This is a genomic window from Marinobacter sp. (genome assembly GCF_040904845.1).
GTDB lineage: Bacteria > Pseudomonadota > Gammaproteobacteria > Pseudomonadales > Oleiphilaceae > Marinobacter.
Window position 1 is genome coordinate 1 of the sequence record NZ_JBBDSR010000013.1, and the last position, 12611, is coordinate 12611.

Annotated in this window: 15 protein-coding genes and 1 tRNA gene; 10 read left to right on the top strand and 6 right to left on the bottom strand. The window is 56.4% G+C overall.

Annotated features, from left to right (window positions below):
• The first annotated feature begins 72 nt into the window (after positions 1–72).
• From dmpH to WD429_RS01330, 7 genes are all read left to right on the top strand, one after another.
• Complete coding sequence (gene dmpH, locus WD429_RS01300) at positions 73–867, top strand: 2-oxo-3-hexenedioate decarboxylase (protein ID WP_368420364.1); 795 nt, start codon at positions 73–75, stop codon at positions 865–867.
• Between the two features lie 89 nt (positions 868–956).
• Positions 957–1415, top strand: coding sequence for a heme-binding protein (locus WD429_RS01305; protein WP_368420365.1), 459 nt, complete (start codon positions 957–959; stop codon positions 1413–1415).
• Positions 1416–1536: 121 nt separating this feature from the next.
• A complete protein-coding gene (locus tag WD429_RS01310; RefSeq protein ID WP_368420366.1) occupies positions 1537–2127 on the top strand; it encodes a 2-hydroxychromene-2-carboxylate isomerase in 591 nt (196 codons plus the stop codon).
• Positions 2127–2762: a glutathione S-transferase family protein gene (locus WD429_RS01315; protein WP_368420367.1), complete on the top strand. Its 636-nt coding sequence runs from the start codon at positions 2127–2129 to the stop codon at positions 2760–2762. Before WD429_RS01310 ends, WD429_RS01315 begins: the two co-directional genes overlap by 1 nt.
• Positions 2763–2771: 9 nt before the next feature.
• Positions 2772–2963 carry a 2-hydroxymuconate tautomerase gene (locus tag WD429_RS01320; protein WP_368420368.1) on the top strand — a complete coding sequence of 64 codons (192 nt, stop codon included), beginning with the start codon at positions 2772–2774 and terminating at the stop codon, positions 2961–2963.
• A 35-nt stretch (positions 2964–2998) separates the two neighbouring features.
• Complete coding sequence (locus WD429_RS01325; RefSeq protein ID WP_368420369.1) at positions 2999–3697, top strand: hypothetical protein; 699 nt, start codon at positions 2999–3001, stop codon at positions 3695–3697.
• A 28-nt stretch (positions 3698–3725) separates the two neighbouring features.
• Positions 3726–4667, top strand: a complete 942-nt coding sequence (locus WD429_RS01330; protein ID WP_368420370.1) for a ketopantoate reductase family protein — start codon at positions 3726–3728, stop codon at positions 4665–4667.
• Between the two features lie 59 nt (positions 4668–4726).
• Here the strand turns inward: WD429_RS01330 and WD429_RS01335 are convergent, their stop codons facing one another.
• Positions 4727–5635, bottom strand: coding sequence for a LysR family transcriptional regulator (locus WD429_RS01335; RefSeq protein ID WP_368420371.1), 909 nt, complete (start codon positions 5633–5635; stop codon positions 4727–4729).
• A gap of 159 nt (positions 5636–5794) precedes the next feature.
• Between WD429_RS01335 and WD429_RS01340 the strand changes: the two genes are divergently transcribed.
• Together WD429_RS01340 and WD429_RS01345 are read left to right on the top strand one after the other, a co-directional pair.
• Positions 5795–6238: a DoxX family protein gene (locus WD429_RS01340; RefSeq protein ID WP_368420372.1), complete on the top strand. Its 444-nt coding sequence runs from the start codon at positions 5795–5797 to the stop codon at positions 6236–6238.
• A 68-nt stretch (positions 6239–6306) separates the two neighbouring features.
• A complete protein-coding gene (locus WD429_RS01345) occupies positions 6307–7107 on the top strand; it encodes a class III extradiol ring-cleavage dioxygenase (protein WP_368420373.1) in 801 nt (266 codons plus the stop codon).
• A 40-nt stretch (positions 7108–7147) separates the two neighbouring features.
• Here WD429_RS01345 and WD429_RS01350 read toward each other — a convergent pair whose 3' ends face one another.
• The 5 genes from WD429_RS01350 to WD429_RS01370 form a co-directional block, all read right to left on the bottom strand.
• Positions 7148–7720 (bottom strand): NADPH-dependent FMN reductase, encoded by a 573-nt coding sequence (locus WD429_RS01350; protein ID WP_368420374.1) that lies wholly within the window; start codon positions 7718–7720, stop codon positions 7148–7150.
• Positions 7721–8067: 347 nt separating this feature from the next.
• Positions 8068–8143 (bottom strand) — tRNA-Phe (locus WD429_RS01355).
• 120 nt (positions 8144–8263) lie between these two features.
• A complete protein-coding gene (locus tag WD429_RS01360) occupies positions 8264–8536 on the bottom strand; it encodes an oxidative damage protection protein (RefSeq protein WP_368420375.1) in 273 nt (90 codons plus the stop codon).
• A 76-nt stretch (positions 8537–8612) separates the two neighbouring features.
• Entirely contained in the window at positions 8613–9677 is a 1065-nt protein-coding gene (gene mutY / locus WD429_RS01365; RefSeq protein WP_368420376.1) for an A/G-specific adenine glycosylase, read from the bottom strand.
• Positions 9674–11896: an AsmA family protein gene (locus tag WD429_RS01370; protein WP_368420377.1), complete on the bottom strand. Its 2223-nt coding sequence runs from the start codon at positions 11894–11896 to the stop codon at positions 9674–9676. Before WD429_RS01370 ends, mutY begins: the two co-directional genes overlap by 4 nt.
• Positions 11897–12106: 210 nt before the next feature.
• Between WD429_RS01370 and WD429_RS01375 the strand changes: the two genes are divergently transcribed.
• Entirely contained in the window at positions 12107–12568 is a 462-nt protein-coding gene (locus tag WD429_RS01375) for an SRPBCC family protein (protein WP_368420378.1), read from the top strand.
• Positions 12569–12611: the final 43 nt, after the last annotated feature.

Genomic DNA, 12611 nt, shown 5'->3' on the forward strand with positions numbered 1-12611 from the left:
GGTGGGTGGCCAGGAAGACATGATCGTGGATGTGGCGCTGGATCTGCTGGCGGCACAAGAGGAGCAAAACGCATGAGTAAGACCCTGACCAACGAACAGATGCTGGCCCTGGCCGAGCACGTGGAAAACGCCGAACTGCAGGCCCACGACATCACCAAGGTCACCAACGACTACCCGGACATGACCTTCGAAGACGCCTACGACGTGCAGTGGGAAATCCGCCGCCGCAAGGAAGAGCGTGGCAACAAGATCGTCGGCATGAAGATGGGCCTGACATCCTGGGCCAAAATGGCCCAAATGGGTGTGGAAACGCCGATCTACGGTTTCCTCGCTGATTACTTCAGCGTGCCCGATGGTGGCGTGGTGAACACCAAAGAGTTGATCCATCCGAAAATCGAGGCCGAAATTGCCTTTGTCACTAAGGCACCTCTCAAGGGCCCGGGCTGTCATATCGGTCAGGTGCTGGCGGCAACCGACTTCGTCATTCCCGCCGTGGAAATTATTGACTCCCGCTACGAGAACTTCAAGTTCGACCTGGTAAGCGTGGTGGCTGACAACGCCTCATCCACCCGTTTCATCACCGGTGGCCAGATGGCGGACGTCGCCGATGTCGACCTGAAAACCCTCGGTGTGGTGGTTGAGAAAAACGGCGAAGTGGTGGACGTAGGCGCTGGAGCCGCAGTGCTGGGCCATCCGGCTTCCAGTGTGGCTATGCTGGCCAACCTGCTGGCCGAACGGGGCGAACACATCCCGGCGGGCACCTTCATCATGACCGGTGGCATTACCGCCGCCATTACCGTGGAGCCGGGTGACAACATCACCGTGCGTTACCAGGGGCTAGGGACCGTTTCTGGACGATTTGTTTAACAAGTAGGCGCTATGCCTACTGCACAGATCAATATCGTGGAAGGTCGCCCATTGATTTTGCATTCCAGTGAGATAGAGGTGTACCAGAAATGCCTGACATTGAACGCAACGCATCTGTTCAACCAGGATTTACGTTGACCGAAACGGCAGCTATGAAACTGCTCCAGGCTGGGATAAAAAAAGCCGAAGAGCTGGAGATCAAAGCAGCCGTGGCTGTTGTCGATCAATCTGGCCGCTTATTGGCTTTTATCAGAATGACCGGCTCTTTTCTGGTTTCCTCTGAGCTTGCCCAGAAAAAGGCCTGCACGTCGGCAGGCATGGGGGTCGCGAGTGTTCAGCTTGAGAGCATGCTGGATTCGGCAGAACCCAGGGTGCTGAGCGGATTGTCAAATTGTGACGGGTTTACCGTGATCGGTGGCGGTGTCCCCCTGTATTGGGACGAGGTGTTGGTCGGTGGAATTGGTGTTTCTGGTGGCAGCGAGGACCAGGATATCCAATGTGCTCAAGCGGCAGCCGTTCACATCAATCTGGCTCAGGCTCCATCATGACAAAATCTCGGCTGCTGGCAGCGCCGCTTCGGGAGTTGTCGAGCGGCTTTGAAGTGGGAATTGTCACCGGAAGGTTCAGATAACCCTCAAACAAAAAAATCGCCATCGGAGGACAAAACATATGAGTGATGCCATCGATCTGCATCTGTATTTCAACTTTCGCAGCCCCTACTGCTATCTGGCCAGCGAGCGCATGTTTGAGGTGTTTGACAAGTATAATGTCAACATTATCTGGAGGCCGCTGGGAGGCTGGCATGGCCGCTCTGATCCAGACCGGGCGAAGGTCAAGATGCCCATTGCCCGCCAGGACGTAGCACGATGGGCGCGCCGGTTTGGTATGCCGCTGACGCCACCACCGAAAACCACGGATCCTACCCGAGCAGGTGCCGGCTCTTTGTTGGCCGAGAAGGAGGGTTTACTCAAGCCTTACCTGGTGGCAATGATGCGTGCCGAGTGGGCGGATGGTCAGGACATAGGTGACACGGAGGTTCTGATCTCGATTGCTGAAAGCGTTGGGCTGGACGGGAAGGCCTTTGCCATAGCGATTGAAGATACTGAACTCCAGGCTCAGCTTGACCGAAACTGGCAGGAAGCTCAGGAGAAGGGTGCTTTGGGCGTTCCCACGTTCGTCATTGGCGATCAGATTTTCTGGGGGCAGGACAGGCTCGACTTCGTGGAAGAGCACCTGCAGGCACTTGGAGCGGAACAGTGATGAGCGCATTGCGATTGATCGATAAGCCAGAATGCCCGTTTTGCTGGCGAGTCCGTATTGCCGCTGCGCTGCAGAGCCGGGAGGTTGAGAGCCTGGACAGATCAGAGCCAGAGGTGCTTGCCGAATGGCAGAGGCTTTCACCCCATCGCTCGGTACCAGTGTTGATTGATGGTGACCTGGTGCTGACGGATTCGGGACCCATTCTGGAGTACCTGGCCGAGACCGGCATGGCCTTGTTGCCAGATAGTCCCCGCCAGAGGGCGGAGGCACGAAGCTGGATGGCCTACGGCGATAACGTTCTCGGGCGTAGCATGCGGGAGGTGGTCTTTGAGAAACGTGATAAACCAGAGGACGAATGGGATCAGGAAAGGATTCGCGAAGGTGTTCGCGGCTTCCTGCAGGGGCTGCCAACAATAGAGAAGGCACTGGACAATGGGCCTTTCCTGGCGGGAGGCCAGCCAACACTTGCCGAATGTGCTCTGTTCCCGAGGTTTGCGTTGGCTTTAACTTATGGCGTGGAAGTTCCCTCGGATTTCCCCCGCATTCGCCAATGGATTAAACGCATGGTTGTGCATCCGGCTTTTATGTCCGCAAGCCCGGAACGAGTGAGAAACATTCTTGTTGAATATGCTTAAGGGATCATCATGCCAATAGCACAGTTATATATTCTTGAAGGTCGCACGGATGAGCAGAAAGAGCGCCTTATCCGTGAGGTTTCTGAAGCGATGTCCCGATCGATTGACGCGCCAATCGAGCGTGTAAGGGTCATTATTACTGAAATGCCCAAGAACCATTTCGGTATCGCCGGAGAACCAGCCAGTAAAGTCAGGCCCTAGCGGACTCCAAACCATTGAGGATTGCCGAGGAACCCATGACCAAACTGCCTGTGCTGTACCTGTCTTGTGAAAGTGAGGCACTGACCGGTCCCAAGGGGCAGGCCAGTCTGCGTCGTCTTATAAAGCCAGACCTTGTTGTGAAAAGCGTGGCATTTATTACTTCGGAGAAGGGTTTCGCTCAGCCGGACATTATTCACCAGTGTGGTAAGGGTGCCCTGGCCAGGCATTTACAATCCGAAATGAAGGCACGCGGATTTGATGTATCGATTAATAGTTCACGGGCTGACGGGCTGAAACTTCTGGCAGAGAGCATGATGCAGCTGATACCCGAAGAGGTGATTGAGTTGCGACTCAATACCGGTATGACCAGCGAGCACTATCGGAATATCGGCCATTGCCTTGAAGCATTACGGGAGCAGGGAGTATTGCTGATCTGCCTTGACCGGCTGGACACTGATGGCAATGACACCAACTATCACCGGCCCCATGACAGCTACACTCGCAACCTGATCCGCCAGTGGGAAGATGAGCAACGATGGGTGAGCGTCATGTCGAAATCAGCCCTTATCGGTGACCGCGTAGCTGCCGGCAATGCCAGCCCCGTTGCCGATCCAACGCTCTGCGTGCTCAACACAGCCTTCAGCCTGGGAGGTATGAAAGCACCCCAGCGCCTGTTCGGGTTTTCACTGAATGAGAACAGCGAATCCCTCGCCGGTTTTGGCTGGATGCAATAAACTGCGGAAAACACCAAGGGTTCCGTAAATGCTTAGACTGTTAATGGTTGGCGCCGGTGGTATCGGCGGATATTACGCCGCGAAGCTGCTGGACGCCGGGCATCAGGTGGTACTGACTGCGCGCGGCGCACACCTTCAGGCCATCAAGGAAAACGGCCTGAAGGTTCATTATCATGACCGGGAACTGGTTCATCAGCCAGAGGTGCTCGATCACCAACAACTGGTTGCCAGCCACAAACCGGATGATTTTGACGTTATTGTTATCGCCCTCAAGGCGACGGCGACGGCCTCGGTGTTGAACGAACTGGGTGTCTGGTTAAGGCGGGGGCGTTCCCCGGTGCTTTCCCTGCAAAACGGTGTCGACAATGAACCACTCCTGGCTGAAGCCGTTGGCGCTGACAGAGTCATCGGCGGATTGGCCGTGCGTATCGGCGGCCATATTGTCAGCCCGGGTGTTATCGAAGCCGAAGGTGTTGCAGAAATCGTCATGGGTGTATGGCCCCGAACCAATGGCGGTTCGGATGGCCTCATCCTGACAGTGGACATGCTCGCCGCCACTTTCAACGATGCCGCTATACCCACCCAGATTTCGGATAATATCCGCTACGAACTCTGGCGCAAGCTGGTCATTAATAACGGCGTCAACCCGCTTTCCGCACTCACCGGTCTGGATACCCGAAGTCTTACCCATCACCCGGAGTTCAGCAAAATTGTCTACGGGGCGATGGCCGAGACCGTCGCCGCCTCAAAGGCAGATGGCGTAAACCTTACCAGGAAAGACCTGGACGAGATGTTCGAGTTGATTAGCAGCTTCAATGCCATCAAGACGTCGATGTTGGTGGACAAAGAGAAGGGGCGGCCTCTGGAGCTGGATGGCATTGCCGGAGCGGTGCTGCGGCGTTGTGAGCATCTGGGGATTAAAGCGCCGTATACTGCGACAATGAATGCGTTGTTGCTGCAGAACGCTTAAATCGGGATATCGCGTCGACAGGCAAGGCCTAAGCGGTGAATGGTTTCCCTTAATGCCTGTCATTCAAATCGGTCCCAGTATGGCGGGTCCCCAAAAAAGCCGTCGATAAAGTCGATAAAGCGCCGGACCTTGCTGGCCAGCAGCTGTCTGTGGGCATAAACCGCATAGAGTGCCATGGGCTCTGGTTCGTGCTCAGGCAGGATCACCTGCAATTTTCCCTCCCTGATCGCCGCGCCCGTAATGAAGGTGGGCTGCAGGGCGATTCCGGCTCCGGCGATGGCGGCCTCTATCAGCACATCGCCGTTGTTGCTGACCATCTCCCTGGGGTGGTTGCGACCACTGCCTTGCAGCCATTTCTGTAACCCATGGCCTGCGTTCATATCCATGTAGCTGTAACGCAGATAGTCGTGGTTGCTGAGATCTTCCGGGCGTTCGGGAGTGCCGTGTTGTTTCAAGTAGGCCGGCGACGCGCACAGAACCAGCCGTACCGGAGCGAGTCGTTTGGCGATCAGCGAGGAGCTTTTCAGATGACCGATCCTTAGCGCGATATCGAACCCTTCCTCGACAATGTCGACCTTTCGGTCGTTCAACTGCAGGTCGATGCTTACGGCTGGATGGGCTTTCTGGAATTCGCTCAGCAGGGGTGCCATGTGCCGAATGGCAAAAGAGACGGGGGCGCTTATTCGCAGCAGACCCTGAGCCTGGGCTTGCAGATCGTCGAGTTGATTTTCCATGTCGTCGATGTCGCTGAGCACCTGTTGGGCACGCTGGTAATAGCGGGTGCCCGCTTCTGTCAGGTGGATCCTGCGAGTGGTGCGGTTGAGCAGGCGCACGGCCAGATGTTGTTCCAGTTGGGAAACGTATTTGCTGACGAGCTGAGGCGACAAGCCCAGCCGGTTAGCGGCGCGCGTGAAGGTACCTTCGTTAACCACCGTCACGAAGGCGCGCATGGCATCGATGCGGTCCATTGGTAAATCCTGTAGCTGGCTTTCATTATCAATGTAATGTTGATAACAAAACAACAATGACCATCTTAGTCTATAGATTCGGTGATAGTACAGTGGATACATCACCTGAGGCGATAGCGTCGGGGTAAATCCAAATCAGCAAGATTCGAGGTAACTATCATGAACGCTCAAATGAGACAGGTATTGTTCCAATCCAGCGGTGGCTTTGCCGCACTGGTTCTTCGGGTGCCCGTCGGATTGATTCTGGCCGCCCACGGTGCTCAGAAACTCTTTGGCTGGTTCGGTGGCTACGGCCTGGAAGGCACGGCGAATTGGCTGGCGAGCATTGGCCTGGAGCCGGGCTACCTGATGGCGTTGCTGGCTGGCGGTGCCGAGTTCTTTGGTGGTCTGGCACTGGTATTTGGTCTGTTAACCCGACCTGCGGCCCTGATTGCGGCCTTTACCATGCTGGTGGCCATATTTTCGGTTCACATCGGCAACGGTCTGTTCATGTCCAACAACGGTTACGAGTATGCCCTGACTCTGTTCGTGGTCAGTCTGGCGCTGGCGATTCAGGGCAGTGGTCGGTTTGCGCTGGATAGTGTGTTGCTCAAAAAGGTTTGAGCCAAGCTGGAAACGGCGTTTTGAACAAAGCTTAGTAGCTGATATAGGTGAAGGTGAGGGGACGGCTTATGAACACAGCAACCGATGTTGTATTCATTTCCCATGGCGGCGGGCCAATGCCGCTTTTGGGAGATCCGGGGCACCGTGAAATGGTGGACCGGCTAACGGAGCTTGCCGGAGCGCTGCGCAAACCCTCCGCGATACTGGTTATCAGCGCGCACTGGGAGGCGTCAGTGCCAACGATCACCTCCGGTGCCAAGCCTCCGTTGATCTATGATTACTCGGGCTTCCCACCGGAGGCCTACAAGATCGAGTATCCCTGTCCGGGGGAACCGGAGTTGGCGCGTCAGGTATATCAGGCGCTGGACCAGGCCGGAATCACGGCGCGGCTTGACGACCAGAGAGGCTTTGATCATGGCCTGTTTGTGCCGCTCAAACTGATGTACCCGGAGGCGGATATTCCGTGTATTCAGCTTTCCCTCGTGGAGAGTCTGGATGCCGGCACGCATCTGGCCGTCGGCCGGGCGTTGCGGGCACTGGACTACGATAACCTGCTGGTGATCGGCTCTGGCTTCTCGTTCCACAACATGCGGGCATTTTTCTCAGCGAATACGCCAGAGATTCAGGCTCGCAATGAGGCGTTTGAGGATTGGCTGGAACAGACCTGTACCGATTCGATCTTGTCGGAATCCGAGCGAGCCCAGCGCCTGGCTGACTGGGAGCAAGCGCCCCACGCCCGGTTCTGTCATCCCCGGGAAGAACATTTGCTGCCCTTACATGTCTGTTATGGGCTTGCGGGCAAGCCAAGCGACAGTCATATATCGGCAACAATTCTTGGGAAAAAATCAGGCATGTTTTACTGGCGATAGCCAGTAGCTTGCCCTCCGGCAAGCTAACCGGGTCGGTTAATTATTGCGAATCGGATTCGCGCAGTGGCTTCAACGCCTGTGCCCATCTCGCCATTTCCGTCAGCATGGCGTTCGCGGAACCTTTGTGTTGCTCTGTCGGGAGGAACTGGCGCTGTTCGTCCAAGCTGTCCCAGGGCATCTGCACCATGACGCCCTCCACCATCGGCATCATTTTTAAAGTGGTAACCAGCTGCTTGGCGACCTGGGCCGAGCGCAGGCCGCCGGAAACACCCCCGTAGCTTACAAAGCCGCAAGGCTTGTAGTTCCACTCGTTGTAAAGGTAATTCAGCGCATTCATGAATGAAGGCGGCGGGCAGAAATTGTACTCCGGAATAACGAACACATAAGCATCTGCTTTGCTGACACTCGCAGACCAGGCTTTGGTGTGGTCATGATCATACTTCTGCATGCGAGGATGGTTGGCCTCGTTGTAAATCGGCAGATTGAAGTCCGCAAGATCGATCAGTTCGCTGGTGATTGCACCCTGATCATTGGCCAGCGTATCGAACCAACTTGCAATGGAAGGGCCGATCCGGCCGGGGCGTGTGCTGCAGATAATGGTTTGCAGTTTCATGGAGTGACCTTCGTTGTTTGGTAAGGGAAAACGGTTGGCCAGAAAATATGACCAATGCCTGTTAGTGGTCCTCAAAACTAGCCGGTGCACGTGGCGAAAGATAACGGAGGATTTAGCAGGAAATGATCAAATATTTTGAGTCTTACGGTGAATGTCTGCTTCCATCTCAATGGGGCAGCCACAGAAACTCAGGAGTAAGGAGGCTGTGTCGTGATTTTTTACCAGTTTTTCCCGATTTAAGAGAATCAATGGATTACGTATCGAAGGGTAAGTTGCTTTAAGATTGGTTAAACTGCGAACTAGTCGTTCTAAAATAGTGCCTTACACATTTCTTGGAGGGCAAGAAATGGTGCCCGGAGGCGGAATCGAACCACCGACACGGGGATTTTCAATCCCCTGCTCTACCGACTGAGCTATCCGGGCGTGTTGCGCTACTGCTGTGCAACGGGGCGCTATTAAACCGGTTTCGCTGTTTTGAGTCAAGGCTGAGGGGTAAAAATTTCCGGATCTTTTCGGGGTTGCTCAGCCTTTGATCAATAAGGTTTATTTTTCCGGCGGTACGTAGCCTTCGGCTTTGTCGAAGGGTTCATTGTCGAAGAAGCGTTCCATCTGCGCCTGCAGGTATTTACGGGTGTTCGGGTCCATCAGGCTCAGGTGATTTTCGTTGATCAGCATGGTCTGCTGGTGCTGCCATTCTTCCCAGGCTTTCTTTGAGACGGATTCCCAGATGTTTTGGCCTTTCTGGCCGGGCATGGGGGGGAAATCCAGCCCTTCCAGTTCTTCCTGGTATTTGCGACAGAATATGGTGCGACTCATGTCGGCTCCTGTGTCGATGTTTGGTCTGCGTGAATGATAACAGAAGTGCGCAGGGGCTGGCCCGTCACCCTCTGCGTCAAAGCAGGGTGGATTGTTCGGGGTTGGTCAGCAGGCTGCGGATGGGGGCCGGTAGCCCGAGGGTGAGGGCTTCGTCCCGGTGTAGCCAGCGTTGGTCGTCCCGGTCGGCAATGCCATCGTTGAGGGTGACGGACAGCCGGGCGGGCTGGATGTGCAGGTGGTAGTGGCTGAAGGTGTGGCGAAAGCCGCTGATCAGTTCGGCGTCGCTGCAGTTGAAGCCAAACGCCTGTTCGCAGGCGTCAGAAAGTTCCTCCGGGGTGAGGGCCGGGTCCAGTTCCGGAAGGCTCCACAGACCGCCCCAGATACCGCTGGGTGGTCGCCTTTCCAGCATGATGCGGCCTTCGCCATCTTCGAGTATGAGCATCCAGGTGGTTTTCTCCGGCTTGGCCTTTTTGGGCTTTGAACCGGGGTTCAGCTTCATCTCGTTGTTGGCATAGGCGGTGCAGTCGCGTTGCAGGGGGCATTGCTCGCACGCTGGGCGGGAGCGGGTGCAGACCATGGCACCGAGGTCCATGATCGCCTGGGTATAGTCGCGAACACGCTCGTGGGGTGTGTGCTGCTCGGCGTGGTGCCACAGGGTTTTCAGAACGCTGGTCTGGCCCGGCCAGCCCGGCACGGCGTGATAGCGGGCAAGCACCCGTTTTACGTTGCCGTCGAGAATGGCTGCCCGCTTGCCAAAGGCCTGGGCGAGGATGGCGGCGGCGGTGGAGCGGCCGATGCCGGTCAGCGATTCCAGTTGTTCCTGATCATCCGGAAACTCGCCGCCGAAGTCATTAACAACGGCGCGTGCGGCCTTTTGCAGGTTGCGGGCGCGAGCGTAATAGCCCAGGCCTGACCAGTGGCTGAGCACGTCGTCTTCGGGCGCGGCGGCAAGCGCGGCGACGTCCGGAAAACGCCGCATGAATGCCTCGAAGTAGGGGATAACGGTGGTCACCTGGGTCTGCTGCAGCATGATTTCCGACACCCACACCCGGTAGGCGTTGCGGTTGTGGTGCCAGGGCAGGTCGTGCCTGCCATGCTGGTCATACCATGCGAGCAGATCCCGGGCGAAACCGTTGCTCATCGATTAAACAGGCCTTTGACGGCGTCTTTGATTTTGTCGCCTTCTTCACCCAGTTTTTCGTCGATTTTTTCCCGCGCTTTTTCTTCAGCCTTGGCCTTGGCACGGTCGGTTTCTTCTTTGACTTTCGCCCGCGCCGCGTTGGAGGCAATGTCTTTCAGGGTGTCGCTGAAGCGCGAGCCGTCGAAGGAGCACAGGCCGGCGGGGTCTTCGGAGAAGTTGCCACGGCACTCAACGGGAATGACCACATTTTCCACGTATTCGGTGACCCGGCAGGCTTCGTCGCGGTGGAGCTCGCCTACCACTCTCAAACCAATTTCGTAGTCCAGTTCGGTTTTTTCGAGATCGATGGTGCCATCGCCTTCCAGGCGCATGCCGGCCAGGGCGGCGACCAGGTCGGTATTGTTGAGGGTGTTGCCGTCGATTTTCAGGGTGCCTCGCATGTCGTTAAAGGGCGTGGTGCTGCCCCAGTCGCTGGACCCGAGAGTTTCCTGGTTGGCCAGCGCAATGCCCTGACAGGCGAGTCGGGTCAGGTTCATCTGGCGGAACTCACCCTCGGCGAGGTTGAAGCTGATTTCGCCGTTGGCGTTCTCCCGCAGCGCCGTCATGCGGTTCCCGGTGGTTTTGACATCGAGGTTGAGGTTGGCTGCGCCAGAGATCATATCGACCTCCGCCAGATCGGTGAGCAGGGGCAGCGTTTGCACACCGGTGACCTTGGAGCCAATCGCCCATTTTGGGTTGTCGGTGCGGGCATCCAGGGTGACATTGGCGTCGAAGTCGCCGTAGTAAAGCTTGCCGCTGAACTCGTCCACTTCCAGCACGCCGTCGTTCGCGGTGATGGATGACTTGATCTCAGCAATGTTGAGATTGCTGATGATCAGTTCACCCAGGCCAAGGTCGATGTCCAGCAACAGCGAGCGCAGGGTTTCCAGTGGCAGCAGATCGGTTTCCTCAGCGGCCGGTTGGGCGCTGACCTGTTCCTGGTCACCCGAGGTGTCTGAAGCGGCTTCGGGCGTGGTTTCGCCTTCCTCGGCAGCGGGTGGCAGGTAGCGGTCGGCGTTGATTGAATCGCCCTGCAGGTTGAGGGCGGTTGCGCTGTTGCTCAGGGTGTAGCTGCCACCGCCGGTGAAGGTGGTGTCGTCAAGGCTGATTGACAGGTCGCTCAACTCCACGGTGCCGGCGGGGCCGCCGATGCTGGTGGAAAAGGCAACCGCTTCCAGCACGTCCGGGTCTTCGGTTTCGATGGCCGGTTGGCCCAGTGCGTCGAGCAGGCTCTTGAGAGAGAACTCGTCGATGCTGACCTTGCCGTCGAGCTGCGGGCTGTCACCGAAGCCGGTGACTGACAGGTCGGTGTTCAGTGTCAGGTTGGCGAGGCTGGCAGTGAGGCCGTTGATGGTCGCGGTCTCGTTCTGGATATTGGCTTCGATAGCGCCGGCCAGTGTCGCTGTCACCGACTTGCCACCGAACGGCTCGCCGTTCATGTCGAAGGTGGCTTCCAGGTCTGAAATACCGAATTCGTTGAGCGCTTCATTGGCCGCGAGGCGGGCGCTGATGCCGCCGTCCACGGCGAATTTCGGCTGGTTGGTCTCGAAGTGGAAGCTGATGTCCAGCGGGAAGCTGCTACCGAGGGTAATCTCGGAGGCGTTAACGGTGAAGTCTTCCAGGATGACAGACTGGCCGGTGCTTTCATCGTTGTAGTGAATCTGGGCGTTGCTGATCTGCACGTTCTCGACGTTGAAATTCAGCGGCTCACGATCTGCTGTGCCCTCTTCATCGGCGGCCTGCTCTGTTGGCTGTTCGTCGGCGGCGGTTTCATCATTCGCCGCTTCGTCGCCTTCCGGCATAATGCGTGTCCAGTTGCCGCTGCCGTCTTTGTCGACGTTCAGGCGGGCGTCGAGCCCGTCGAGCAGGAAGGTGTTCACTCGCGGGGCCATGGCGATGAGTGACCAGAAGTCGACCTGAGCCACAAGCTGATCAAGTCGCACAAAGCGCTCACCTTCCAGGGTGGCCTCGACGTCGTTGAGCTCAAGCCCGAGAGGAATGAAAGACCAGCCAATATCGCCTTCCAGAATCAGATCGAGATTGGTGGCGTCTTCTGCTGCCTTCTCAATCTGTGGCTTGTAGGTGTTGGGGTCGATAACGAGAACCGCGATGGCCACGGCAGCAATAGCCAGAACCACCAGCCCAACCACGGCGAAGACAATATATCGAACAGCTTTCATAACTCAGGCTTCCTTCATTTGTTGCCATTTTTATGCGTTCGGGTACCGGAACATAAAACTGCTCTAAGGATAACGCAGGGTTAACAAAATAAAAGCAGTGATGTATGACAATACGTTAGTGATAGGACAAAATGGGCACTCTGATTTTTTACGCTGTCTTCGAGACAAACCCGCAACGATAAAACCTACAACGATAAATAGGAGCTGGCCGTGGCTATCACCGTATCGATCGAACTGAACCGGGAACTGGACATACCGGGGGGTTACGATGAAGTGTTCGATCTGTTGGCCGATGTCCCCCGTTCTGCAAGCCATTTCCCGAAGGTGGAAAAACTGGTGGACCTGGGCGACAACGCGTACCGCTGGGAAATGGAAAAAGTGGGTGTGGACAAACACGCTATCCAATCCGTTTATGCCTGCAAATACGCGGCGGATAAAGACAATGGCCGGATTACCTGGGAGCCGGTCAAGGGTGAGGGCAATGGCGTAGTGCGCGGGTCCTGGACTGTGAAAGCCAAAGGCGATAACGCCACCGCGGTGAAATTCCAGACCAGCGCCGAGCTGACGGTACCACTGCCCAGTCTGCTGAAACTGGCTATTAGTCCGGTGATCAAGCACGAGTTCAACAGCCTGGTGGACACCTACATGAACAACCTGAAAAAGGCGTTCTGAGAGCGGCTATCAATGCCATAAAGGCCATTGTGGGACTCCGGGA

What these genes read in the sequence shown, in the direction of transcription:
- dmpH (WP_368420364.1), top strand. Translation starts at nt 73, where the DNA reads ATGAGTAAGACCCTGACCAACGAACAGATGCTGGCCCTGGCCGAGCAC.
- WD429_RS01305 (WP_368420365.1), top strand. Translation starts at nt 957, where the DNA reads ATGCCTGACATTGAACGCAACGCATCTGTTCAACCAGGATTTACGTTG.
- WD429_RS01310 (WP_368420366.1), top strand. Translation starts at nt 1,537, where the DNA reads ATGAGTGATGCCATCGATCTGCATCTGTATTTCAACTTTCGCAGCCCC.
- WD429_RS01315 (WP_368420367.1), top strand. Translation starts at nt 2,127, where the DNA reads ATGAGCGCATTGCGATTGATCGATAAGCCAGAATGCCCGTTTTGCTGG.
- WD429_RS01320 (WP_368420368.1), top strand. Translation starts at nt 2,772, where the DNA reads ATGCCAATAGCACAGTTATATATTCTTGAAGGTCGCACGGATGAGCAG.
- WD429_RS01325 (WP_368420369.1), top strand. Translation starts at nt 2,999, where the DNA reads ATGACCAAACTGCCTGTGCTGTACCTGTCTTGTGAAAGTGAGGCACTG.
- WD429_RS01330 (WP_368420370.1), top strand. Translation starts at nt 3,726, where the DNA reads ATGCTTAGACTGTTAATGGTTGGCGCCGGTGGTATCGGCGGATATTAC.
- WD429_RS01335 (WP_368420371.1), bottom strand. Translation starts at nt 5,635, where the DNA reads ATGGACCGCATCGATGCCATGCGCGCCTTCGTGACGGTGGTTAACGAA.
- WD429_RS01340 (WP_368420372.1), top strand. Translation starts at nt 5,795, where the DNA reads ATGAACGCTCAAATGAGACAGGTATTGTTCCAATCCAGCGGTGGCTTT.
- WD429_RS01345 (WP_368420373.1), top strand. Translation starts at nt 6,307, where the DNA reads ATGAACACAGCAACCGATGTTGTATTCATTTCCCATGGCGGCGGGCCA.
- WD429_RS01350 (WP_368420374.1), bottom strand. Translation starts at nt 7,720, where the DNA reads ATGAAACTGCAAACCATTATCTGCAGCACACGCCCCGGCCGGATCGGC.
- WD429_RS01360 (WP_368420375.1), bottom strand. Translation starts at nt 8,536, where the DNA reads ATGAGTCGCACCATATTCTGTCGCAAATACCAGGAAGAACTGGAAGGG.
- mutY (WP_368420376.1), bottom strand. Translation starts at nt 9,677, where the DNA reads ATGAGCAACGGTTTCGCCCGGGATCTGCTCGCATGGTATGACCAGCAT.
- WD429_RS01370 (WP_368420377.1), bottom strand. Translation starts at nt 11,896, where the DNA reads ATGAAAGCTGTTCGATATATTGTCTTCGCCGTGGTTGGGCTGGTGGTT.